Origin of the sequence: Rufibacter aurantiacus, assembly GCF_017916345.1 — a bacterium.
In the GTDB taxonomy this organism is placed as follows: domain Bacteria; phylum Bacteroidota; class Bacteroidia; order Cytophagales; family Hymenobacteraceae; genus Nibribacter; species Nibribacter roseolus.
Window position 1 is genome coordinate 402,081 of record NZ_JAFMSV010000002.1, and the last position, 21,895, is coordinate 423,975.

The 21,895-nt window shown below is 54.0% G+C and carries 21 protein-coding genes; 7 read left to right on the top strand and 14 right to left on the bottom strand.

Going from position 1 to position 21,895, the window contains the following annotated elements; genetic code table 11:
• Nucleotides 1-50: 50 nt before the first annotated feature.
• Complete coding sequence (locus J3P34_RS07110) at nucleotides 51-620, bottom strand: NUDIX hydrolase (protein WP_210487448.1); 570 nt, start codon at nucleotides 618-620, stop codon at nucleotides 51-53.
• Between the two features lie 247 nt (nucleotides 621-867).
• Between J3P34_RS07110 and J3P34_RS07115 the strand changes: the two genes are divergently transcribed.
• Entirely contained in the window at nucleotides 868-1,326 is a 459-nt protein-coding gene (locus J3P34_RS07115; RefSeq protein ID WP_210487450.1) for a peptidylprolyl isomerase, read from the top strand.
• Nucleotides 1,327-1,441: 115 nt separating this feature from the next.
• On the opposite strand, the gene J3P34_RS07120 is transcribed toward J3P34_RS07115, so the two are convergent.
• Together J3P34_RS07120 and J3P34_RS07125 are read right to left on the bottom strand one after the other, a co-directional pair.
• Nucleotides 1,442-2,197: a ZIP family metal transporter gene (locus J3P34_RS07120; protein WP_246853585.1), complete on the bottom strand. Its 756-nt coding sequence runs from the start codon at nucleotides 2,195-2,197 to the stop codon at nucleotides 1,442-1,444.
• Nucleotides 2,198-2,419: 222 nt separating this feature from the next.
• Nucleotides 2,420-3,955, bottom strand: coding sequence for a sigma 54-interacting transcriptional regulator (locus J3P34_RS07125; protein WP_210487452.1), 1,536 nt, complete (start codon nucleotides 3,953-3,955; stop codon nucleotides 2,420-2,422).
• Between the two features lie 111 nt (nucleotides 3,956-4,066).
• On the opposite strand from J3P34_RS07125, the gene J3P34_RS07130 reads away from it, so the two are divergent.
• Nucleotides 4,067-4,240 carry a hypothetical protein gene (locus J3P34_RS07130; RefSeq protein ID WP_210487454.1) on the top strand — a complete coding sequence of 58 codons (174 nt, stop codon included), beginning with the start codon at nucleotides 4,067-4,069 and terminating at the stop codon, nucleotides 4,238-4,240.
• Nucleotides 4,241-4,328: 88 nt separating this feature from the next.
• Here the strand turns inward: J3P34_RS07130 and J3P34_RS07135 are convergent, their stop codons facing one another.
• On the bottom strand, nucleotides 4,329-5,429 hold the full coding sequence (locus tag J3P34_RS07135; protein ID WP_210487456.1) for a vWA domain-containing protein: 1,101 nt from the start codon (nucleotides 5,427-5,429) through the stop codon (nucleotides 4,329-4,331).
• 140 nt (nucleotides 5,430-5,569) lie between these two features.
• Here J3P34_RS07135 and J3P34_RS07140 point away from each other — a divergent pair, with 140 nt between their 5' ends.
• Nucleotides 5,570-5,857 (top strand): DUF427 domain-containing protein, encoded by a 288-nt coding sequence (locus J3P34_RS07140; RefSeq protein ID WP_210463745.1) that lies wholly within the window; start codon nucleotides 5,570-5,572, stop codon nucleotides 5,855-5,857.
• A gap of 126 nt (nucleotides 5,858-5,983) precedes the next feature.
• Here the strand turns inward: J3P34_RS07140 and J3P34_RS07145 are convergent, their stop codons facing one another.
• Nucleotides 5,984-6,967, bottom strand: a complete 984-nt coding sequence (locus J3P34_RS07145) for an acyl-ACP desaturase (RefSeq protein WP_210487458.1) — start codon at nucleotides 6,965-6,967, stop codon at nucleotides 5,984-5,986.
• 219 nt (nucleotides 6,968-7,186) lie between these two features.
• Between J3P34_RS07145 and J3P34_RS07150 the strand changes: the two genes are divergently transcribed.
• Nucleotides 7,187-7,933, top strand: a complete 747-nt coding sequence (locus J3P34_RS07150) for a class I SAM-dependent methyltransferase (protein ID WP_210487460.1) — start codon at nucleotides 7,187-7,189, stop codon at nucleotides 7,931-7,933.
• The gene (locus J3P34_RS07155) at nucleotides 7,920-9,356 is read left to right on the top strand and encodes a N,N-dimethylformamidase beta subunit family domain-containing protein (RefSeq protein WP_210487463.1); all 1,437 of its coding nucleotides are present in this window, start codon (nucleotides 7,920-7,922) and stop codon (nucleotides 9,354-9,356) included. The genes J3P34_RS07150 and J3P34_RS07155 overlap by 14 nt, the downstream gene beginning before the upstream one ends.
• Here the strand turns inward: J3P34_RS07155 and J3P34_RS07160 are convergent.
• The 5 genes from J3P34_RS07160 to J3P34_RS07180 form a co-directional block, all read right to left on the bottom strand.
• A complete protein-coding gene (locus tag J3P34_RS07160) occupies nucleotides 9,307-10,275 on the bottom strand; it encodes a glycosyltransferase family 2 protein (protein ID WP_210487465.1) in 969 nt (322 codons plus the stop codon). The genes J3P34_RS07155 and J3P34_RS07160 overlap by 50 nt on opposite strands.
• Nucleotides 10,272-11,549, bottom strand: coding sequence for an MATE family efflux transporter (locus J3P34_RS07165; protein WP_210487467.1), 1,278 nt, complete (start codon nucleotides 11,547-11,549; stop codon nucleotides 10,272-10,274). The genes J3P34_RS07160 and J3P34_RS07165 overlap by 4 nt, the downstream gene beginning before the upstream one ends.
• Before the next feature lie 125 nt (nucleotides 11,550-11,674).
• Nucleotides 11,675-12,784 carry a DegT/DnrJ/EryC1/StrS family aminotransferase gene (locus tag J3P34_RS07170; protein ID WP_210487470.1) on the bottom strand — a complete coding sequence of 370 codons (1,110 nt, stop codon included), beginning with the start codon at nucleotides 12,782-12,784 and terminating at the stop codon, nucleotides 11,675-11,677.
• A gap of 187 nt (nucleotides 12,785-12,971) precedes the next feature.
• Nucleotides 12,972-13,943 carry a GNAT family N-acetyltransferase gene (locus J3P34_RS07175; RefSeq protein ID WP_210487472.1) on the bottom strand — a complete coding sequence of 324 codons (972 nt, stop codon included), beginning with the start codon at nucleotides 13,941-13,943 and terminating at the stop codon, nucleotides 12,972-12,974.
• A 10-nt stretch (nucleotides 13,944-13,953) separates the two neighbouring features.
• Nucleotides 13,954-14,355: a sugar 3,4-ketoisomerase gene (locus J3P34_RS07180; protein ID WP_210487474.1), complete on the bottom strand. Its 402-nt coding sequence runs from the start codon at nucleotides 14,353-14,355 to the stop codon at nucleotides 13,954-13,956.
• Nucleotides 14,356-14,512: 157 nt separating this feature from the next.
• Between J3P34_RS07180 and J3P34_RS07185 the strand changes: the two genes are divergently transcribed.
• Together J3P34_RS07185 and corA are read left to right on the top strand one after the other, a co-directional pair.
• A complete protein-coding gene (locus tag J3P34_RS07185) occupies nucleotides 14,513-15,106 on the top strand; it encodes an IMPACT family protein (RefSeq protein WP_210487476.1) in 594 nt (197 codons plus the stop codon).
• A 141-nt stretch (nucleotides 15,107-15,247) separates the two neighbouring features.
• Entirely contained in the window at nucleotides 15,248-16,387 is a 1,140-nt protein-coding gene (gene corA / locus J3P34_RS07190; protein ID WP_210487478.1) for a magnesium/cobalt transporter CorA, read from the top strand.
• A gap of 199 nt (nucleotides 16,388-16,586) precedes the next feature.
• Here corA and J3P34_RS07195 read toward each other — a convergent pair whose 3' ends face one another.
• From J3P34_RS07195 to J3P34_RS07210, 4 genes are read right to left on the bottom strand one after another with little or no spacing between them, the layout of a single operon-like run.
• Nucleotides 16,587-18,038, bottom strand: coding sequence for a TolC family protein (locus tag J3P34_RS07195; RefSeq protein WP_210487480.1), 1,452 nt, complete (start codon nucleotides 18,036-18,038; stop codon nucleotides 16,587-16,589).
• Nucleotides 18,035-19,411 (bottom strand): HlyD family secretion protein, encoded by a 1,377-nt coding sequence (locus J3P34_RS07200; protein WP_210487482.1) that lies wholly within the window; start codon nucleotides 19,409-19,411, stop codon nucleotides 18,035-18,037. Before J3P34_RS07200 ends, J3P34_RS07195 begins: the two co-directional genes overlap by 4 nt.
• Nucleotides 19,408-21,132, bottom strand: coding sequence for a peptidase domain-containing ABC transporter (locus tag J3P34_RS07205; protein ID WP_210487484.1), 1,725 nt, complete (start codon nucleotides 21,130-21,132; stop codon nucleotides 19,408-19,410). The genes J3P34_RS07200 and J3P34_RS07205 overlap by 4 nt, the downstream gene beginning before the upstream one ends.
• Nucleotides 21,133-21,142: 10 nt before the next feature.
• A complete protein-coding gene (locus tag J3P34_RS07210) occupies nucleotides 21,143-21,847 on the bottom strand; it encodes a TetR/AcrR family transcriptional regulator (RefSeq protein ID WP_210487486.1) in 705 nt (234 codons plus the stop codon).
• Between the last annotated feature and the right edge of the window lie 48 nt (nucleotides 21,848-21,895).

The window sequence follows — 21,895 nt, forward strand, 5'->3', positions numbered from 1 at the left end:
AAATTAGCATTTAGGTGCTGATTTTTGAAAAGTAGCCCTAAAAAGGACGGCTAATTCAACCCATCTGAATTGCGTTTCTGGTGCTGCTCCAGTAAATCCAGGATCTCCAGGAAATGTTCTTGCATGGGAATGTAGGCACGGGTGGGTGCAGCGCTCTGTAGGTCTGCCCGTAGTTGCGGCAAGGCCAGGTATTCAATTTCCGGGATCTCTTCCTGCTGTACCTTAAAACTGGCCTCTGGCAGATTGGTTTTGTAGAGGAAAATACCCACATGCTCGCGGTCCAGCAGTTTTGCCTTCTCGTCTTGCCCGTCTACCGAGGTTACGGTGACCAGTTCCAGTTCATCGGGATGCACAGAAATACCAAGTTCCTCAGACAGCTCCCGCAAAGCACAGCTTTCATAGGTTTCCCCGGGGCTCAGGTGCCCGCCAATGCTCACGTCCCACAGCGAGGGAAACAAGTCCTTGCCAGCGCTACGCCGATGACAGAGGTAGCCTTTCTGTGGGTGCAGCACATAGATCTGGGACGTGCGATGCCAGTGCCCCAAAACGTGAACCTCCCACCGAGGCAGGTTCTGGTGCAAAGGCTGGTTCAACTGGTCGTAGATGGCGAGGTATTCCATGGGGTTGTAATCTTGAGAGTTTTCAGGTAGCAAGCTATTTTTACCAAAGACCCTTTATTGCTTCCATTTACCTTGGCGGTCCCGTAGTTATAGGCTTGGTTTTGCAGGAAAGGCCAAAAAACGTAAACAGCAGGAGCGGTCTTGCTCATCGGCCAAAGGCCACGAAATTTACGTATCTTTGCAGGACGGGCGGCAGGCGTTTTCTGTCAGGCGGCCCGTGGTTCATTTTAAAAGCACATTTATTTCTATGAAAACCGCAGAAATCCATACCGCTAAAGGTGTCATGAAAGTAGAGTTCTACGAGCAGGATGCCCCTAAAACCGTTGAGAACTTCACCAAACTGGCCAAAGAAGGTTTCTATAATGGTCTTACCTTTCACCGTGTACTGCCTGATTTCGTGATCCAGGGCGGCTGCCCTAACTCCCGCGAGGGCGCCAAAGGCATGCCCGGCACCGGCGGACCAGGTTACAAGATTGACTGCGAATTATCCGGCGGCAACCAGTACCACGACCGTGGTGTGTTGTCTATGGCACACGCAGGCCGCAACACCGGCGGATCTCAGTTCTTCATCTGCCACAGCCGCAACAACACCGCCCACCTGGACCGCAACCACACCTGCTTCGGGAAAGTGGTGGAAGGATTGGACGTGATTGATGACATTCGCCAAGGCGACAGAATCGAGAAAATCGTAGTAAGCGAGGCTTAATATTGTTAATTGCTGATTGTTAACTGTTAAAACGATGAGCAATAAACAATGAATCCTTTCAACTCCGTTTTGCGGCTGCTTTTTTGAAAACAGCTGCAAAACGGAGTTCTTTTTTTTACCCGCCCAAATGGCTGAGCACGAAGGCGGTGAGGAAACCCAGCACAGTGATGATGCCGGTGAAATCATGAGTGACCTCAAAGGCCTCGGGAATCATGGTATCAGTGATCATGGCCAGGATGGCACCAGCGGCTAGCGCCGTAGTAGCCGCAATGACATTAGGCGAAAGGTCGCTGAAGACGGTGTAGCCCAGCAAAGCCGCCACTCCTGAGATCAAAGCGATGCCGCCCCACACCCCGAAGATGTAGGCTTTAGACCGTTGGGCCTTCTTCATGCCCACTGCGCTGGAAAGCCCCTCGGGCACGTTAGACAGGAAAACCGCCGCCACTACCGCAAAACTCACCTTACTGCCCGAGATCATACTGATGCCGATGGCGATGGACTCCGGCACCCCGTCAATGAGCACCCCAATGGCCAAAGCCAGGCCACTGCCTTCATCCTCGGCCTCAGACACCTGCTGGTCTCCGGAGCGTTTCCTGTTGTGCGCACCCTGTTTTTTCAGGAGCCAGTTCGCGGCCGTGTACACCACCGCCCCCGTCAGAAACCCAATGGCCGCTGCATCGAAACCGCCCTGCTCAAAGGCCTCGTCCATGAGGTCAAACGCCAGCGCCGAGATCAATACCCCTGCCCCAAACGCCATGACGCTGGAAGAATCCCGCACCGAGACCTTCGAAAAGTACCCTATGACAGCGCCTATGAGCAAAGCCCCACCACCCAGCAAACCCCACAAGGTTGCCTGTAACCAGATTGGCATAATCTTCCTGTTTAGCTTAATAAGTGCCGCCTCTACCAGGGCAGACTAAGCTTCGTACGGGCAAGCTACCGGATGGTTGAAAAGAGGACCTCCTAAACAATTTGGTGGTGGAGAAACGGATCAATCAACACTGAACCAAATCTCCTAAAAACCAAAAAGCCGAAGCATGTACTGCTCCGGCTTTTTGGTTTATCGTTTACGGCCAGTTTTCAGGAAAACGGCTTAATAACGGTCATTGTCATCATCGTCGTCATCTGAGAGAGAGAAGCTGCCCCCTGAGAACATGCTGCTGAGCAGGTCTTTGAACTGCAGGCCGGCGGTAAGGCGGTTGCGGGAAATCAGGCTGTACTCGGCTAAGCCATGCAAACAGAACTCCATCCAGAACAGGTGCTCGGCTTCGCTTTTGGGCGTGGGCTGGAATTTGTTCACCACCTCAGAAAGACCCGGTACCTGGTTCAGCACGCGTTTGTACTCGGCGTCTGAGGCATCGTTGAGCAGGTCCAGGGTATGGCCATCTGAGAACCACGCCGATACCTTTTTGTACGGGTCTTTGTCTTTCTGCTTCTTGAACTTATCGGGGTCTGGGAAGTAGTTGAGGAACTGCGTCCGGATGGCCTTGCCCATGAGGCGATAGGCCACGCCGCCGGCTCCCTCCTGCTCTCCCTCGTACACCAACTCCACCTTGCCTGTCACGGCAGGCACGGCGGCCAGGAAATCAGCGATACGCACGTGCGTGGAAGACTCAGCGTTGAGCAGCACCCGGCGCTCGGCGGCACTCACCACGCTCTCGTAGGCCGAGATGGTAAGGCGCGCAGATACGCCGCTTTTGGCGTCTACGTATTCGCTCTCGCGGGCCTCAAAAGCGATCTGCTCCACTAGGTCATGGATAAGTTCGTGGCCTTTCACACGCTCTTGCTGCACCTCAGTGATGCGGGCCTCCTGCTTGGTGATGCTCTTGCCTATCTCAATTGACTTAGGATAGTGCGTGATGATCTGGGAATCAATCCGGTCTTTGAGCGGCGTCACAATGGAACCGCGGTTGGTGTAGTCTTCTGGGTTGGCGGTGAACACAAACTGAATGTCCAGCGGTAGCCTGATTTTGAAACCCCTGATCTGGATATCGCCCTCCTGCAGGATGTTGAACAGCGATACCTGGATGCGCGCTTGCAAATCGGGCAACTCGTTAATTACAAAGATGCCGCGGTGCGCCCTCGGAATCAACCCGAAGTGAATCACACGTTCGTCTGAGTACGGTAATTTGAGAGTGGCCGCTTTGATTGGGTCGGCGTCGCCGATGAGGTCCGCTACGGATACATCCGGGGTAGCCAGTTTCTCGGTGTAGCGCTCGTCCCGGTGCATCCAAGAAATGGCGGTCTCATCGCCGTGGTGGGCAATCTGATCCAGGGCGTAGCGCGAGAGCGGCTGCAGGGGATCGTCGTTCAGCTCAGAGCCGGCCACCACGGGCACGTACTCGTTCAGGAGCTGCACCAACAGACGCGCTATTCTGGTTTTGGCCTGTCCGCGCAAGCCCAGCAGGTTGATATGGTGACGGCTGAGGATAGCGCGCTGGAGGTCCGGAATCACGGTCTCTTCGTACCCGAAGATACCGGGAAACACTTCCTCGCCGCTGCTCAGCTTCTTGATAAGGTTGGCGCGCAGTTCTTCTTTCACGCTCTGCGGCTCATAGCCGGCGGCCTTGAGTTGGCCCAGGGTCTTAATCTTTTGCAGTTGCTCTGCAGGTATATCTGAATAAAGCATGGGTTAAATTGCTGGTGGTTTGGGATGGTTGGCTGCTTTGGGCCGATCTTGAGAAAAACAGCCGCAAAACAGAAAGTTTATGTGTAGGTTTATCTTTTAACTGTATTGCTTGTGAAAACTTCTTCCCTTGTTTATGCGCTCAGCGCTTTGCTGGCGGTTATTGGTGCCGTGCTGCGGATTACGCATGTATTGAACCGCCCTTATTTCTATGGATTGATTGGCGTCTGTATTGTCCTGGGCACCATTGGCAACGTGATGCGCCACAAAGACCTGAACCGAAAATAAGGTAAATACGCTGCCAATTTGTTTTAGGTCTGTTTTCTTAGAAACTGACCCAAAACAAACTGATAGAACCCTTGACCCAAGCGCGGTTTTACAGCCTTTTCTTTTTGTTGCGGCCGTAGTCCCGGAACACCAAATCGCCCAGGCCTTTGAGGCTGCTGTAGTACGCCTGGCCGTTGTTCACCTGGGTAAACTCCTCCACAAACTGCTGCAGGTACGGGTCTGAGGCAATCATGAACGTGGTGATAGGAATGCCAATCCTTCGGCACTGAGCCGCCAGGTTCAGGGTTTTGTTCACCACTTTCCGGTCCAGCCCGAAACTGTTCTTGTAGTACTTGAGGCCTTCTTTGAGACAGGTGGGCTTGCCGTCGGTGATCATGAAGATCTGCTTGTTGGCGGTTTTGCGGCGACGCAGCAGGTCCATGGCCAGTTCCAGACCAGCCACGGTATTGGTGTGGTACGGCCCCACCATGAGGTAAGGCAGGTCTTTCACCGTGATCTGCCAGGCATCGTTGCCAAACACGATAATATCCAGATTGTCTTTAGGGTATTTGAGTTTCACCAGCTCGGCCAGGGCCATGGCTACTTTCTTCGCGGGCGTAATCCGGTCCTCACCGTACAGAATCATGGAGTGCGAGATATCAATCATGAGCACGGTGCTGGTAAGGCTCTTGTGCTCGCGCTCAGTCACCTCCAGATCCTGCTCGGTGAGAAAGAAATCATCGCCTATGCCGTGCTCGATCTGGGCGTTGCGGATGGACTCAGTGAGTTCGATCTGCTCGGGCGCATCCCCGAAACGGAACTCGCGCCGGTCAGCGGAGGGTTCGTCGCCGATGCCGGTCTTGGGGGTGGTGTGATTGCCTTTGCCACCTTTCTTCAGTTTCCCAAAGATCTCCTCCAGGGCGCTCTTCCTGATCTTCTGCTCGCCTTTGGCCTGTAGCTTGAACTGCCCATCGGGGCCTTTGTCATCTATGTAGCCTTTCTTTTTGAGATCCTCAAAGAAATCGCCTAAGCCGTAAGAATCATCGGTGAGTTTGTAGCGTTTGTCCAGTTCGCTCATCCAGGACATCGCCTCGGCTACGTCGCCGGCGGTAAGGGTAATCAATTGGAGGAAAATCTGGAGCAGGGATTCAAACCCCTTGTCCTTGGGTTCCTCCGGAACGAAATCAGAAAATCTATATCCGGCTGCCATGTGCTTCTAAAGTATACTTTCTTTAACAACGTGTAAACGAAAATGTTTCTTATTTAAGGTAACCTTCTAAAAAGAAAGGAGTAAACATGAATAATTAATACAATGAGAATATACTTATAATACCATTTTCAATTACCCTTATGCGTGCTATCTGGAAAAATACGATTCTGGCGGAAAGCGATACGACTATAGAGGTAGAAGGCAACCACTATTTTCCGCCTTCTTCCCTGCATTGGGAGTACTTCAAACCCAGCACCCGGCACTCTGTTTGCTCCTGGAAAGGAGAGGCTTCTTACTACTCCGTGCAGGTAGGACACTTTGAGAACCCAGACGCGGCCTGGACTTACCCGCAACCCAATGACAAAGCCAAAAACATTGGAGGTTTCATTGCTTTCTGGAAAGGCGTACAAGTAGTAGGCAACAACTAACCGCCCCACACCTGATCCTATCTCTTATTCCCTTTTACCTGACGGTGAATGGAAAACAAGAACGCCCCGCAGAGATGCAGGGCGTTCTTGTTTTGTTTTATGGAAAGAGGCCTGAAACGGCGCTCCTTAGCTGTCAATCCACTTGAACTTGTACTGCAGTTCCGGTACTTTCAGGCGGTCTGCCACGCGGCGCAGGCGGTTAGGCAGGGCCATTAAATAGTCACGGGCGCGTTCCCCGGCTTCGTTCAGCCCGGTCATGCTGGAGATTTTCCACTCCCTGATAAGAGTTTCCATGATCTCCACGTAGTCTGAGGAGGTGTACACGCCAATGCGCTGGGCGGCATCGGTGAAGTGCCCGAAGGTCTGTCCCTGGTCAATACCCAACTCGCGCAGGTAGTGGGCCGGCATCACAATCTTCTTGCGCATCATGTCCTCAAAGGCGATCATCATCTCAGACGGATCCACCTCGAAGATCTTCTTCACGAAGGTTTTGTAGGCCTTGGCGTGGCGTCCTTCATCAGCGGCGATGAAGTTACAGATGCGGGACAGCGTGGTTTCGCCGGCTTTCTTGGCCAATGCGCCCACACGGCGGTGAGACACGTTGGTAGCCGTTTCCTGGAACGAGGTATACACAAAGCTGCGGTACGGGTCATCATCGGTCTGGATATCCATGCCGTCGGCGATGAGGTACTGGGTAGAGGCTTCCATCTGGCGCATGTCAATGCGCCCGGTGAGGTACAGGTAGCGGTTGAGCAAATCGCCGTGGCGGTTTTCCTCAGAGGTCCAGCCGCGGTTCCACTTCATCCAGGAAGAATTGGGGTCACGGTTCACCTCTTGTATGCTCATGATCCAGCTCTCGTAGGTAGGCAGGGCTTCCTCGGTGATGGTATCGCCAATAAGCACCGCCAGCAGGTCATAGGACAATTCGCGGGCACGCTCTTTCAGTTCCCGCACTTCGTCAAAGAAAGAATCAAAACGGGCGTCTGGCAGAAAATCCGCAGGTTGCCAGCTGTCTTCCACGCTTTTGAGGAACTCTGGTAAGGCGGTGTCCAGGAATTTCTCCACATATATCATCACCTCTGAACGGGTGGCTAAGGCCTTTGAAATCATACACTAGTTAGATATGGAAGAACAAATATATTACTTTTTCACAGAATTGCCGGGCAGTGCTCCTTTATCTACGGCCCACCCAGATCGCCTTTTAAAACTATTTCTTACGTAAAACCAGAGACAGGGTGTCAGGATTTGCTTCTAACTGGAAAAACAGCCCGTTTTTTTTATCTTTGAATATACCAATCTGCGCCTATGCCTGTGCCCCTGTTAAAGAAAATGCTACCCGCCCAAGCCCGGCTTACGTTAAGAAAGCTTTACTGGCTTTCCAGGGGCTGGCTTTATGCCGGTAGCAAGGTGTACTGCCCCATCTGCGAAGGCTCCTTCCGCACGTTTCTGCCCTTCGGGAGTGAGCGCCGGGCGCAGGCCCTTTGCCCCCAGTGCCACACCGTGGAGCGGCACCGCCTTCTGTGGCTGTTTTTGCAGGAAAAGGTCAAAATCAGGGAAAGGTCCTTGGAGGTGCTGCACATGGCTCCGGAGCCGATGTTGCAGACGCGCCTGAAAAGCCTGTTGAACCTCCGTTACCGAAGCGCCGACCTTACCTCACCGGTGGCCATGGACCACGTAGACATCCAGGCCCTGCCCTACTCAGACAATACCTTTGACCTTATTCTCTGTTCCCATGTGCTGGCCCACGTACCCGATGACCAAAAAGCGCTGCAGGAACTCCGCCGGGTGCTAAAGCCCGATGGCCAGTTGGTGCTCCAGGCCCGCCTGCACCCACACGCCCACACCCTGGAAAAGCCTGAGGCTGTCACGCCCCAGCAACGCCTGCAGGCCTACGGCCAAGCCGATAGGTACCGGAACTACGGCCAGGACTTTGCCCAGCGGGTGGCCGCGCAGGGCTTTGCCGTGGAGGCGGTGGAGTACGCCCTCTCCCGCTCCCCTGAGGAACAAGCCCGCCTGGGTCTGGGTAAGGGAGAACTCATCTTTGTCGCTTCGCCGCAGGTCCATGAGGCTAAGTAAAAGGGTTAGCCAGCTTTTCCCGGCGCTCTCTCCGGTCCTGCTTAAAACGGTGGGTCCTTTGAAGCACTTCGCCTGGCGACTCAGGCCCAAACCCGCCATGCCCGTTGACGAGGTCACCCCAGATATGGTACCGCAGCCGCTGGAAGGCTACACCGACAAGCATTTCTATATTCCCGGCCAGACCGTTTCCTTCCACCTCAAAGCCCTTCATCTTGGCAACCACCTCAGGTTACAGCGGTACGTGGCCGATGAAACCTGGGAGGAAACAGCTGAATTTACTTTTGATTCACTTCTTCAAAAAGAGGCCCTAAACGAAGCTCAGGAAGGTTGCCACTGGACCATCGGCTGGACTTTTGAATTGCCCTCTTCCACGACTCCGGGTTATTATCGTGCCTTACTTACCAATCCTGCCGTGGAAAAGTCTGCTGAGATCAATTTCCTGGTGGGTTCCTCCGCTCCTTCTTCTAAAGTGGCGGTACTGGCCCCGGTGACCACCTGGCTCGCGTACAATGCCTACGGCGGCCAATCATTATACCGCAATGCCCTGGGCGAAGGCTATACACAGTTTGTCTCGGCTCTGCGCCCTAACACGGCCCTTTCCTACGCCTGTTCTAATCCACTGCAGCACAACCTCCGGATAGAGGCACATATCTTCCACTGGTTTTCCCGCCACTACAACGCAGACCTTTACCCCGATTTCTACCTGGAAGCCCACCCGGAGCTTTTCCATGAGTATGAGGTATTGATGCTGGCCTACCATGCCGAGTATTTCTCGGAGAAGATGTATGCGGGGCTGAGGGATTTGGTTTTGAATCAGAGAAAGTCTCTCTTGGCTCTTGGTGGAAACCAGGTTTACTGGCAGGTAAGATGGCACCAGGATTTCACCCAACTGGAGTGCCGGAAAAACGGCTCTTTTTTCCAAAACGAGCTTAAAAGAGGTACTCTCTGGCGCCATACCCCCCATCCAGAGGCGCAGTTGCTGGGCGCCCAGTTCACTGAACCCGGCATGGGCACCTTCGCGCCGTACCAGGTACTGCAAGCCGCGCATTGGCTATTCACAGGTCTTCAACTCAAAAAAGGGGATCTGTTTGGTGAAAAGGGTCTGGATAGGCTTCCCATCTGCGGCGATGAAACCGATAAAACGATGTGGAGCACGCCTGCCAATACCGTGGTTTTGGCCAAAGGCCTGAACAAAGCCTCGGCAGAAGAAACCAACATCTACCAGAGAAACGATTATGGCTGGGATGGTACCGGCGGCGGCGAAATCACCCTCACGGAATTTTCTGGAGAACACGCCGTCTTGAACACCGGCTCCATCCAAAGCGGGTCTGGTTTGGACACCGATGCCGTTTTCACCAAGCTGATCCAGAATTTCATGCAGCGGTACGCCCGTACTTCCAGCGGTGATACCAACGCCGGATAAACTGCAGTGGGATCTGCTTTTGGGTAAGCACTTGCAGAAGTCGGTACAAGGCTGTCATTCCCTGCTCTTCTTCCAGCAGGCGCAGAAGTTGAGTGGCCTCGGGGTAATTGGCCGTGAGATACGCATGCCGCGCCTCGTACCGGATTCTCTTCCGGAGCGCCTCTTTTTCATGGGGAGTTCTTACCAGCTTTTGCGCCTTCTGGATGACTTTAATTGTGGAGGCCAGTTGCTTATCCCCTTTTTGGTACACCCTGCGGGAAAGAGAGGCCGCATGCATCCGGCGCTGGCACAAAGACTGGTCCAGGAAATAGTACTGCCAGTTACGAGCCGACCTTACCCAAAAATCAAAATCTTCATAGGCTAGCGCGGGGTCATACCCCTGCAGTTCTTCCAGCACCTGCCGGCGGATCATCATGGTAGGCGGGCAGATGAAATAACGGCCTAGGACTTCGGCGAACACCTCCCCTTGGGCAGGTAACGGTGACAAGTTCCCGCCAGCGGAACGGGTGTAGAAAAAGCTAAGTGAGGCGCCCTGCTCGTCAATAAGTTCGGCATCGGTGTAAACCACGCCGTAAGATGCTGGCAGCTGTTGAAATGCCTCTACCTGCCGGGCTACCCGCTCGGGGTGCAGCACATCATCGGTGGCAAAATCGATGATGAAATCGCCCTGGCTTACCTGCAGCGCTTCATTGAAGGAGGCGCAGTTTCCTTGGTTCTGGGTGTGCCGGATAAACCTGATCTGCGGATACCTTTGCACGTATTCCTCAATAATCTCCACGCTGTGGTCGGTACTCAGGTCATCCACCACCAGGATATCCAGGTTGGGATACGTTTGGGCCAACACCGAATCCAAGGCCTCGCGCAAAAAGGCCGCATGGTTGAAGCAGAGACAGATGATGGAAACCAGAGGTGAGGTCATTCCGCAGAAAAGTAAGACCGGAACAGGTACAGGTGGAACAGCAGGTACAACCCGTAACGGATGGCATGTGCCATGGGTAAACCATCCAAGCCTAAAAGCGGCATGAGCAAGGCCACCAAAGCCACGTAAACCACTCCCGAGATGAGTTGCGTAAAGATGTAGAGTTTTACCCGGGCCTGCACCGTAATAATGTAAGAGAGCACCCAGGCGGTCATCTTCAGGAAATCACCCAGCAGTTGGTATTCCGTCAGGTCGCGGGCGGCAAGGAAGTCCCGGTGGAACAAGAGTTGGATAAAGAAGTCGCGCTGCCACCAAAACACCAGTAGCCCCAAGCCCACGGCCGGCACCAACAGGGAGAAGATGCTTTTCACGTACTCTTTCAGGGCCTCGGGTTGGGGAAGCAGCACCGCGATCTTGGGGTAGTAAACCATGCCCAGGATGGAAATATAGACCATGGTGTAGCTATCCGAAATCTTTACCACCGCCTGCCAGAGGCCTGTTTCCACCAAAGAAAACTGCTCAATGGCCATCTCGCGCACCACAAAGTCCACCAGCTTGGCACCTATCAGCGTGGACAGCGCCATCACCAGGAATTTGCCCAAGTCTTGCAGCACACTTTTCGGCAACGCTCCCTGCCAACTCGGAACCAATCCTTTATAGAGCACCACGCCCAAGCCCACCAATCCGCTCACCGATTGCCCCACTAGGAACAGGGCCAGCGCCATCGTCAGGTGCAGACGTCCTACGGCCCACCAAGTCACCGCAATGCTGATGAGGCTGGTCAACAAGCTTAACCACACATAAGGCTGCAGCGCCTGGCGAGCCAGCAGCACCGAGAGCCAGAACAACTGCAGCAACAGTAACACAAACAGACCCAACACCGCCCAGAGAGAAAAGGAGCTGCTCTGCGCCAGCATTTCCTCCCCAAAACGCTCCAGAAAAAAACCGGGGAAAAGCAGAATGCCCCCCAAAGCCCCCAGAAAGGTGACGGCATTCAGAAACAGACCGGTCCAGAAATAGGCGCGGTATTCTGAGGAATCAGGCTTGTGTTGGGCCAGGTAGAGGATGAGGCCCACGTTGACTCCGCTGTTGGGCAGCGTGGTGAGCAGCGCAATGAGGTTCTGGAAGTGGGCCAGCAGTGTGATGCCGTGCGGACCGTAATAAACGGCGAACAACTTATTGATGAGGAGCGAGCTGCCCGCCCGGGCAACTGTGGAAAGCCCCGACCAAACTGAATTCCCCAAAAATTGCCGCACGTGCTGCTTTCGAGCCATTTCGCAAACTACGAAGAAATTCCTTTAATTCAGGCGCTGCGCCCTTGCCCAAAGCGAACCTTCCAAAATCTGGTTTATCGCTGATTTCAGAAAAACGGCTTTGAAACAGTATGCGAACACGTGGCTTAGGAAGCGAAGAATCTTTGAATTTGCTCCACTACGTAGTCCTGCTCCGCATGGGTCATTCCGGGGAAGAGCGGCAGACTGAGGCAAGCTTGGGCCATCTTCTCAGCTACTGGGAAATCGCCTTTTTTATATCCCAAGTGCTGGTACGCTTTCTGGTAATGCGGCGGAATGGGGTAGTGAATCAACGTCTGGATTTGCCCCTGGGCCAGGTACTGCTGTAATGCATCCCGGCGCCCCGTTTGGATCACGTACAGATGGTAGATGTGTTCAATCTTGGCGGAGGAAGGCAATGGAAGGGTAATATCACCAACATTCGCCAAGGCTTGGTGGTAACACTGGGCCAATCTTCTTCGCTCCGTGTTCAGCTCGTTCAAACAGGCAAGTTTCTCCCGCAAGACGGCGGCCTGCAAAGAATCCAGCCGGGAGTTCACGCCCACCTGCGCGTACTCATACCTTTTTGACTGACCATAGTTGTGGTGCTGCCGAACCCAATGAGCTAGCTCTTCGTCTTGGGTGACCACTGCCCCTCCGTCTCCGACGGCGCCCAGGTTCTTGGTGGGGTAAAAGCTGGTGGCGTTAATCTTCCCGAACGTACCTACTGGTTTGCCCTTGTACCAGGCCCCTTGCGCCTGCGCGAAATCTTCCACCAGATGCAGGCCGTTTGCCTCGCAAAGCTGTAGCAGTTCTTCCATTTCGCAGCTCTGGCCGTACAGATGGATGGGCAGAATCACTTTGGTTTTGCTTGTAATCAACGACGCGGCAGTGGCAGCGGTCAGGTTAAAGGAGTGCGGGTCTGGTTCCGAGAATACAGGCGTAGCACCCAACTGCTGCACGGCGTTGATGGTGGCGATGTACCCGTTGGCCGGCACAATCACTTCATCACCTGGTCCCACTCCCAAGCTCTTTAAACTCAAAACCAGAGCATCGTACCCATTGCCTACGCCAATCACTTCGCCGTTGCCTAAAAACCGGCTGAACTCCTGCTCAAACGTCGTCACTGTGGGCCCCAAGATTAGTTGGTTTCTCCGCAATTCCTCTACCAGCGCCTGTTCTACCCGCTGCTGTAACCCGACGGGAAAATCTCGGAATGCGAAAAAAGGAACCTGCATGGAGAGGGAAAATGAGCGAATGAGTGATGGAGTGATTGACGGAGAAAATGTTGGCGCAAAGAAACCTGTGGTGGGGTTAGAATGCAAATTCCTTTTTAAGAGCAGTTTCAGAAAAACAGCTCCAAAACAGCTTGTCAAATTTGGCAATTTCTACTTCCCTAATTCACTCATTCAAGCCATCACTCATTCACTCCATCAAAAAAGTGGGTTTCCTAGATTCTACCCCTCCCAGCCGTTCCTTGAAGGTGAAAAGCCCGCTGTAATCCTTCTCGCTTTCGTCTACGGGCGCCGATACGCCTAAGTCCAATATGGAAATGTGGCGAGTCTGGCAAAACTGGTAGAGCCCGGCATTGAGCAGCACCGTGGGGCTGTAGGCATTAAAGCTTCTAGGGCTGGCCGGGTATAGATGGTTCAGGAGATGCCGGGTAATCATTACAGCCACTCCCACGGCGGCCAGCTCCTGCCCATGCCGAACGGTAAACAGGAAATAGCGCTCCGGAAATAACTCAAAATACCGGGTCAGTTGCTCCAATGACAAGGAGAGCGGTTTTTGCTTCTCTTCGCGGCAACGCTTGAGAAACGCATAGGCTTCAGGCAACTCCGCCACCGTTTCCTGCTGAAAAGTGAATTCCGCGTTCAGGCATTTGGTCAGCCTGCGTTTCAAGGACGGATGAATGATCTCCTGAAACGGTGCCTCGGTGACTGGGATATGGTGGTTGCGTTGGTCGTGCTGGAGGGAATACCGGAAGGCGGGCAGGGCGGAGCGCATCCATTCGTTGGTGCCGGGGGCGTACACATCGGGACATTGCAGCCACTGCACGCGGCGCACGTCCTGGTCCCGCAGATGCAGGTGCACGTATTGCAGAAACGTGCGGGCCACGGCTTCAGGGACGTCCTGGTGCAGCTGCATGCCACCGAACGGAGCCCGCCAAGGCGTACGGGCAAAATCCTGCTCCCGGAAGAGATGAGTTATTCCCACCACTTGACCTGTGGAGTGGTTCACCAGAACGAACACCTGCCAGTTAGGTCCGGCTTGCAGGGCCACGTGGGCTGGTTGCAGATACAGAAACACCTCAAACGCAAAGGGAGGCAGGGCAGAAAGCTCCGCCGGGCTGGTGAGGCATTTGGCCTCGTAGGTCGCTCCCAAGGGTCCTGGCATCGCTTCGGGGTTAAATCAGTTTTTTGAACTCGGCGTAATCGCGTATGTAATCGGCTTCCTCAAACACGGTGGAGGTCATGCAGCACAGAATGGCCCCGGGGGAAGGGTGCACGGCAATCCAGCAGAACGGTGGAATGTACAGTCCCTGGCTGGGCGTCTGCAACTCAAAACTTTGCTTTCCCTGGGCGGTTTCGGTTTCCACTTTCACGCTGCCCTGTACCACCACCAAAATCTCCTGCGTGGTGCGGTGCGCGTGCCCGCCGCGTTCGTCGCCCTGGCTGGAGGCGAAAACCCAGAAAATTCGCTTGGCAGCGAAAGGCAATCCTTGCTCGTCTTGGGTGGAAATCAGGGTGCCATGGGCATCGGGCAAACACAGGAACGGAAACAGGTACGGCTCAGTTGGAATCATCATCGGCGAAGTTACGCAAAGCCCCGGAAATGGATACCGTCTTCTCGGGCCAGACCGGAAATGAACGCCACTGCATAAGGTGTTTCAGGTCTATTTTCCGGAAAAGGGGCTTGAAACGGCCGTTACTTCCATTGTAAAACCTTTCGTAATTTTGCCCTTCATGGAGGACACCTACCGCACCATCGCCGCGCCCGTGGAGGGACTGTACAAAGAGAAAGGCAGCAAGTTCATCGCCAAGGCGTATCCGGTGCGCTCTGAGGAAGAAATCAAGGAAATACTCACGGGCCTGCGCAAAGAGTACTTCGATGCCCGGCACCATTGCTATGCGTATTTGCTGGGCGCCGACCGGGCCACCTTCCGCGCCAACGATGACGGGGAGCCTAATCACTCGGCCGGGGATCCTATTTTGGGACAGATCAGGTCGCTGAGGTTGAGCAACGTGCTGGTGGTGGTCATCCGGTATTTTGGGGGCGTGAAGCTGGGCGTGGGCGGGTTGATCCATGCCTACAAAACGGCCACCGTCGAGGCGCTGGAGGGGGCTCAGGTCATAGAACGCCATGAAACAGCACTGCTCACGGTGCAGTTTGGGTACGGGCAGATGAACGAGATCATGAAAGTGGTCAAAGACTTCGACCTGCCGGTGCGGCAGCAGGATTTCCACCTGGATTGCCACCTTACGGTGGAGGTGCGCACCAGCCTGGCCGCCCAGATTGAAACGCTTCTGCAGAAGGCCGGCGGTACGCTGGAGGCCTAGCGCAAGAAACCTGCTTTCCCTGTCGTTTTCACCTTGTTTCGGCAAAAACAGCGCGGAAACAGACTTATCCGTACCTTGCCGGTTTACGTATCAAATCCAATTTACCGCATCCGCTTAAGACCACCACACCCAGAAACCCACATGCGCATTCTTCCTAAGTCAAAGTCCAAAAAGTCAAAGCTGCCTCCTAAAAGCATTCTGGAAAGAAGCGTAGGCCAAAAACCAGGCTCGCTGACCATCTCGGCAGATGCCCTGGCGCCCCGGCTTTTCCTGATGTCTTTCAATGAGCAGATGCACGGGGCCCGGGAGTTTACGGATTATGAATCGCTGATGCGGGAGTTTAAGCAAACCCCGGAGGCCCGGCACTGGATTGACGTGCGCGGCTACGGCAGCGTGGCGCTGCTGGAGCAAATCATGAAAGATTTCCACATCCATCCGCTGCAGATGGAAGACGTGATCAATGACTACCAGCGGCCCAAGGTGGAGGAAGACCACAACCGGTTGTTCATCGTGTCCCGCATGGTTCAGTTCACGCCAGACCACAGAATTGACGATGACCAGCTCTCCATTTTCACCGGACCTAATTACGTGATCACCTTCCAGAGCGACTACGAGGACTGCCTGGAACCACTTCGGGACCGGATCAAGGCGGGCAAAGGCGCCATCCGGAAGAAATCCAGCATGTACCTGGCCTATGCCATTATGGATGTGGTGCTGGATCATTATTTTCCGGCCATGGCCCAACTGGGCGAGTACGCCGAGGAACTGGAGGACTGCCTTTTCCAGAAGCCCAGCAAACAACTCCTGAGCCAGATCCTGGATCTCAAACGCGAGGTGGTGAAAATAAGGCGCATTGTCTGGCCTGAGCGCGACAAGATCAACGAAATTATGCGCATGGACGAGCAACTTATTCCGCAGGACCTCAAGATCTACTTCAAGGACATCTATGACCACGCCGTGCAGCTCATGGACCTGGTAGACAACTACAAAGAAACGACCAGCAGCCTCACAGACCTGTACCTCTCTAACGTGAGCAACCGCATGAACGAGGTAATGAAAGTACTCACCATCATCTCCACCATCTTCATTCCGTTGAGTTTCATTGTGGGACTGTACGGCATGAACTTCTCCCGCGAGAACCCCAGAGGCGGCATTAACCCGTTGAACATGCCGGAGCTCTACCACCCCTACGGTTACGTGACGCTGCTATGCGTGATGGCGGTCATCGTCTCGGGCATGGTGTATTACTTCTACCGCAAAGGCTGGCTCACGAACCAGTAAATGCATTCAGACTTTTGAATTCGGTCTGACTTAGGGTTCATCATGGCATATGGTTTCCTCTGGGGAAGAACTCAGGCAAAGCCGATTTGAAGCTGGTTTCTGTAAAATTGCCTAAAAACGATTAAGTCAAAACAGGCCGAAGGCCGTCTTACCTCCAAATGGCACATAAAGCGGTATATATCGACCATTTCTGCGGATGTTACTTCACCCGGGCTGATGGGTTCAGGGCGCTGCTCAGGCTACCGGCAGCCCACTGCAGGTAGTATTTGGCTTTGCCGTATTTCGCTTTCAGTTCGTAGAGTTTGATTTGCTGGTTGATCAGGTTTGATTCGCGGGTGTTGATCAGGAACAGGGAGCTTTCGCCGTTTTCAAACCGTTGCTGCTCGCCGTTCCGCATGAGGGTGCTGTTGGCAATGATCTGCTCCTGAAGGGTAATCTGATCTTCCAGCATCTGTCGCTCATTGTAGGCCGCCTGTACCAGATTCAGGTTTTCGCGAGTGGTTTGCTGTAGCTCCAGGTGGGTGGCATTCAGTTTCAGGCGCGTTACCTGTAGCTTTCCCCGCTCCTGCCTCAAAAAAATCGGCACACTGAAACTTGCTCCCACTTTGAAATTATTGGAGGCATAACCTCCCTCCAGCCACTGACCACTTAGAGAATTCCCAGGCCCGATGAGGTTATATTCCAGATTGAGCTTAGGCAGCAGTTTGTTTTGGGTGAATCTGCGCTCCACCTCCAACTGCCTGGTCTTGATCTCCAGTTTCTGAACCTCGGGGTGCTGCTCCCGGGCAGTTGCCAGCAATTCAGAGAGAGCATCAGAAGTCAGGGGCTCCGTCTCTGTGCCCAGCAAAGAAGGCCTGATATTCTCTGGTATCTCCAAGGGCGTAGCGTTTTCGCCCCACAGGAAATTGGAGACTACCAGGGCCGCGTTCTGGTATTCTGTTCTGGCCTGCTGCAACAATGCCAGTCGGTTCTGAACCTCAATCTTAGCTTCCACTGAATCTATGGCTGCCAGATCGCCCTGGATTACCCGCTCCTTCACGGCCTGAAATCGTACTTGGGCCAGTTGAAAGCCCTGCTCCAGCAACTGCCAGCGCTCATAGGTAGCGGCCCAGTCCCAGTAGGCTTTGGCGGCTTCCAGCAATAATTTGTTGATCATTTTCACCCGATCAGCCTCGGCGAGGTCCTGCGCCTGCCTGGCCTGCAGAAGCGTGGCCCGCCGCTCATCTATCAGCAGGCCTTGACCCAGGGGCATCGATACCCCAAAATAGCTCAGCCCCGAGGGAGGCGTAATGTTCTCTCCATTGACATTGACCCCGCTGTTGCGCTCGTACCCGGCTTTGAGTTCCCCTACCCAGAGCGGAACCTTCAGCACGTTGTCCCAAAGGGTGAAATAGTTCTTGCCGCTCAGTTCCTTGTTATAGTACTTAGATGCCAAAACCGGGTCAAAAACGCCCCGGGCCATGCGGACTTCCTGCCGGGCCTGCTCGGTTAGCTGCTGAGCCTGCCGGGCCACCGGATGATGCACCACCAGCTGCTCCATGAGATCACGGATGGTGAATACGGCCGTGCTGTCAGCCTCTTGGGCTGCTGCATGGGAAAATACCGCCGGACACCCCATCAGAAAAAAGAGGAGGACGAGTTTCGCTTTCATTTCTTGTCTTCTGCCTTAGGTGTTGTCTCTTTTTCGCTGCCCTTTTGTGCCCCGTCCACGGCTCCCACGAAATCTGGCGGGAAAGCATTCAACTGGCGCCACAACTCATACCAGATGGGCACGTCATTGAGCATGGCCCACCCGTAAGCCCCAGACCCGATCCGGATGGCCTCGGGCCAGGGAGTTTCTGCGTTCTCGGGCACCACCAGCACCCGGTATTTGCCTTGGCTGTCAATGTTATCGATGACGGCCACTTTTCCGCCAAAAGTCCCGAAACCAACGTTGGGCCAGCCCGAGAAGACCAAGGCAGGCCATCCCTCAAACTGGAGCCGCACCGGCCGGCCCACGTCCAACAGCGGAATATCCATGGGATGCACGTAGAGCTGCACGGCCAACTGCGGATTAGCCGGCATGATGCTGCACACGGCCTCTCCTTCTTTGATGGTCTCACCCAACCCAGATTTAAGCGCCCGCACCACGTATCCGTCCTGCGGCGCCGTGATCTGGTAGAAGGAGTTCCTGATCTGTGTGCTGGCATACTCATTCTTCGCCTTGGAGATCTCGCCTTTGGTGTCATTCACGTAGGCCCGGGTAGCGTTCAGGTCAGACTGGGCTTTGGAGATTTTGTCCTGGTACTCGGCTTGCAATGAGGCTAGTTCTATGCGGGCGTTTTGCTGCTCGTTGCGGCTGATGCTCAGTTTATTCTGGGTGCTCTGCAGCTTGGCCCGGACTTCCTGGAATTTCAGCCTGCGGCTTTCCAGCTCGGTCAGGGATTTCAGGCCCTGGGCATACAGTTTCTCCTGCCGGGCGAACTGCGCCTGCGCCACCTCATACTCGGCTCTGATAGCCACCAGATCGGCGCTGTCGCTCTGGACTTTCAAATACGCCTGACGAGCCTTGTTCCGGGCTTTCTCCAAACTGAACTGAAGCCCCTCCTGCAAGGCGGCAATCTGCTGGGTGAGCGCCTCGGCTTTGGCCTGGGTGGCCTGGAGGCTGCCTTCCTTGGCCTGCAGTTGCTCCTGCATGCGCGGCAACAACTGAGGATCAAAGTATTTCTCCTTTACCTCCGAGAGCACTACCAAAGTATCGCCTTTTTTGACTTTCTGCCCCTCCTGCACCCGCCACTGCTCAATGCGGCCGGCAATGGTGCTATGAACCGTTTGCGGACGGTCCTGGGGCTGCAGCGTGGTGACGCTGCCCGCGGAGCGGATATTCTGGGTCCAGGGTAGCCAGGAAGCCAGGAAAATGAGACTGAACAGACCCACGCACCAATACGCTACGCTTTTGCCCAGCCGTGGCTTGCCTAGCAGCCGAAAAGATTCATACTGCTCTAGTTCCTGGGAAAACTGATATTTTTTTACTTGCCTTATCATGACATCAAACTGGTTAACTCTTCGGCATTAGATAATTCACCCACTACATCTCGTTCTACCCGGCCATTCTTGAGTAAAATCACCCGTTTACACAGGCGCATGATGGCTGAGTCATTAGAGATCAAAAGCACGGTCCAGGTAGTGTTATCCTCTAACAGCCGATTTCCTATCCGCTCCCTCAGATGTTTGTTGACATTGGGCAGGAAGGAATCCAACAAGAGCAGGTTAGACCGACGGGCAATGCTGCGGGCCAGGGCCAAGCGCTGGGCCACTCCCGCCGGAATATTGGGTGCATGGCTGCGGATGGGCGTATACAAGCCCTGCGGCTGCGCATGCACATAGTCGGTCAACTCCACAGTCTCCAGCGCCCAGAGCACATCTTCCAGTTTCACGTCTGGCTGCCCCATGGAGATGTTCTCCAGAATGGTTCCTTCAAACAAAAGACTGGGGAAGAGAAAATAGCCCGTTTGGTTCTGGATGGCCTCCGGGGTATAGTCCCGCAGCGACAAACCATTGCAGGCCACGGTGCCTTCATAGTCGGTTAAGATGCCGGCTATTACCTGCAGTAAGGTAGATCTTCCGGCCTCTTCAGAACCCATCAGACAAACTTTCTCGCCGGCATTCACGGAAAAGGACACATCCTGCAGGGCAGGTTTGGGCGAGCCCGCATACTGGAAGGTCAACTCCTGTACTTTCAAAGAAACCCCTGGTTTGCCGACAGGTGTCTCCCTGGCCAGGCCTTTCTCCTCCTCCATGGGCAGATCGGTGACGGCGCCCAGTTTCTCCAGACTGGTGAGCACGTCATACACCACATCCAGCTTCACCAACAGTTTCTCTACCGCGTTGATGACCAGAATGATGATGATCTCCGAGGCCACAAATTGTCCCAGGTTGATTTCCTGGTTTATCAGGAGCAAACTCCCCATGAGCAGTAAGCCCGCCGTGATGATAGTCTTGAACCCCACAAAACTGATGTACTGGGTGATCAACACCTTAAAGTGGGCATTCCGGGCCTTTAGATAGCCGCTGGTGTAGTAATCGGTCTTCTCCAGGGAGAGATTCTCATGGGAGGCAGACTTGAACACCGAGATATTGTGGGCCATCTCCTCCAGCCAATGCACCAGCCGGTATTTGTATTTAGATTCCTCCAGGCTGGTCTGCATCCCCCGCGGACTGGTAAGGCGCAGCACCAACACCAATAGGGCAACCAGCACTAACCCGAAGAAAATGAAATACGAATGGTAGAAGGAAAGCAGAATAAGCCCAAACAGGATCTGGATGGCGGCCGCCGAAAAATCAGTCAGCATTTTGGCCAGTCCTTTCTGCAGGGAGACTACGTCAAAGAACCGGTTCATCAGTTCGGGCAGGTTCTGGGTTGCCAATTGGCTTCCTTTGATCTTGGTGAGGTGAGTGGCAAACTGAAAAGCCTTGGTCGCGAAAAGGCGCTGCTGAATGTGCTCTACCAAGGAAAGTTGCATCACCTGCAGCCCTCCCACCACCAACACGCCCACCACAATTAAAATGATCAGGACCGAAACCGACGTGACCAACTGCCCGCCGGAAACAAACCCAATCAGACTCTGAATACCCAAGGGCAAGGAAAGGTTTACCAGCCCCGAGAAAACGGCATAGAGATAAATAAATCCGATCACTTTTTTCTCTGAGGCCAGGAGCTCCAGGAAACGGCTCAGGGGACTTCTTTTTGCAGGTATTTCACTCATCTTTTTCTTTTTAGTCATTTGCCTGTGTATTTACAACTGCAGTACCAATAGCCGAGAAAGCCAGGTGGTTCAAATAGCTGATCAGGCTGTTTAACCCGGCTTGCTCCAGTTTCACCTCGGTAAGGGAAGGCAGATGTTGGGCGAAAAACTGGTGCTTGCGGGTAGTTTCAAAAAGAGTGCTTATCAAAGCATGCGGGTACGGGTACTGCGGATTTATTTCAAGCACCACCAGCGCCATCTTGTGGCACAAGCTTTTATAATCGCGGAACAAACCTGCCCGGTTGTCATTGTCCACCTCCTTGGTCAGGTAAGCTTTTGAGGCCTCCACCACTACAATGCGGGCCAGCGCTTCCACGTCAAAGAAGGTGGTCAACGGCTCTTTCATAGGATCTGCCGCCAGAATCCTGATGAATACCTGCAGTCGTTCCGCGGCATCGGTCACATTGTGGGTATGGTAGCTGATGCGGTAGTCCAGCCAGTTCCAATACCAGGACACCAGGTAAAGCAACAGCTTGTGCTTGTTCTCAAAGTACCGGTACACCGACGCCTCCGTGGACGTAATCTGCTGGGCCAGTTTCTTGAAAGTGAACTGCTCAAAGCCAAGCTCATCAATCAGCCTGATGCTTTCTTTCACAATGGCTTTGCCCAGCTCGGTTTGTTCGGGGTCTCGCAGAAACAGCTTCTCATTTAGCTTGATGGTAATGGTAGCGCTCATAGTTGTATCCGTAAATCCTCGCCAAATATACAAATACTATTTGGAATA

Coding starts and splice junctions, on each gene's coding strand:
- J3P34_RS07110 (WP_210487448.1), bottom strand. CDS start 620: ATGGAATACCTCGCCATCTACGACCAGTTGAACCAGCCTTTGCACCAG.
- J3P34_RS07115 (WP_210487450.1), top strand. CDS start 868: ATGAAAACCGCAGAAATCCATACCGCTAAAGGTGTCATGAAAGTAGAG.
- J3P34_RS07120 (WP_246853585.1), bottom strand. CDS start 2,197: ATGCCAATCTGGTTACAGGCAACCTTGTGGGGTTTGCTGGGTGGTGGG.
- J3P34_RS07125 (WP_210487452.1), bottom strand. CDS start 3,955: ATGCTTTATTCAGATATACCTGCAGAGCAACTGCAAAAGATTAAGACC.
- J3P34_RS07135 (WP_210487456.1), bottom strand. CDS start 5,429: ATGGCAGCCGGATATAGATTTTCTGATTTCGTTCCGGAGGAACCCAAG.
- J3P34_RS07140 (WP_210463745.1), top strand. CDS start 5,570: ATGCGTGCTATCTGGAAAAATACGATTCTGGCGGAAAGCGATACGACT.
- J3P34_RS07145 (WP_210487458.1), bottom strand. CDS start 6,967: ATGATTTCAAAGGCCTTAGCCACCCGTTCAGAGGTGATGATATATGTG.
- J3P34_RS07150 (WP_210487460.1), top strand. CDS start 7,187: ATGCTACCCGCCCAAGCCCGGCTTACGTTAAGAAAGCTTTACTGGCTT.
- J3P34_RS07155 (WP_210487463.1), top strand. CDS start 7,920: ATGAGGCTAAGTAAAAGGGTTAGCCAGCTTTTCCCGGCGCTCTCTCCG.
- J3P34_RS07160 (WP_210487465.1), bottom strand. CDS start 10,275: ATGACCTCACCTCTGGTTTCCATCATCTGTCTCTGCTTCAACCATGCG.
- J3P34_RS07165 (WP_210487467.1), bottom strand. CDS start 11,549: ATGGCTCGAAAGCAGCACGTGCGGCAATTTTTGGGGAATTCAGTTTGG.
- J3P34_RS07170 (WP_210487470.1), bottom strand. CDS start 12,784: ATGCAGGTTCCTTTTTTCGCATTCCGAGATTTTCCCGTCGGGTTACAG.
- J3P34_RS07175 (WP_210487472.1), bottom strand. CDS start 13,943: ATGCCAGGACCCTTGGGAGCGACCTACGAGGCCAAATGCCTCACCAGC.
- J3P34_RS07180 (WP_210487474.1), bottom strand. CDS start 14,355: ATGATGATTCCAACTGAGCCGTACCTGTTTCCGTTCCTGTGTTTGCCC.
- J3P34_RS07185 (WP_210487476.1), top strand. CDS start 14,513: ATGGAGGACACCTACCGCACCATCGCCGCGCCCGTGGAGGGACTGTAC.
- corA (WP_210487478.1), top strand. CDS start 15,248: ATGCGCATTCTTCCTAAGTCAAAGTCCAAAAAGTCAAAGCTGCCTCCT.
- J3P34_RS07195 (WP_210487480.1), bottom strand. CDS start 18,038: ATGAAAGCGAAACTCGTCCTCCTCTTTTTTCTGATGGGGTGTCCGGCG.
- J3P34_RS07200 (WP_210487482.1), bottom strand. CDS start 19,411: ATGATAAGGCAAGTAAAAAAATATCAGTTTTCCCAGGAACTAGAGCAG.
- J3P34_RS07205 (WP_210487484.1), bottom strand. CDS start 21,132: ATGAGTGAAATACCTGCAAAAAGAAGTCCCCTGAGCCGTTTCCTGGAG.
- J3P34_RS07210 (WP_210487486.1), bottom strand. CDS start 21,847: ATGAGCGCTACCATTACCATCAAGCTAAATGAGAAGCTGTTTCTGCGA.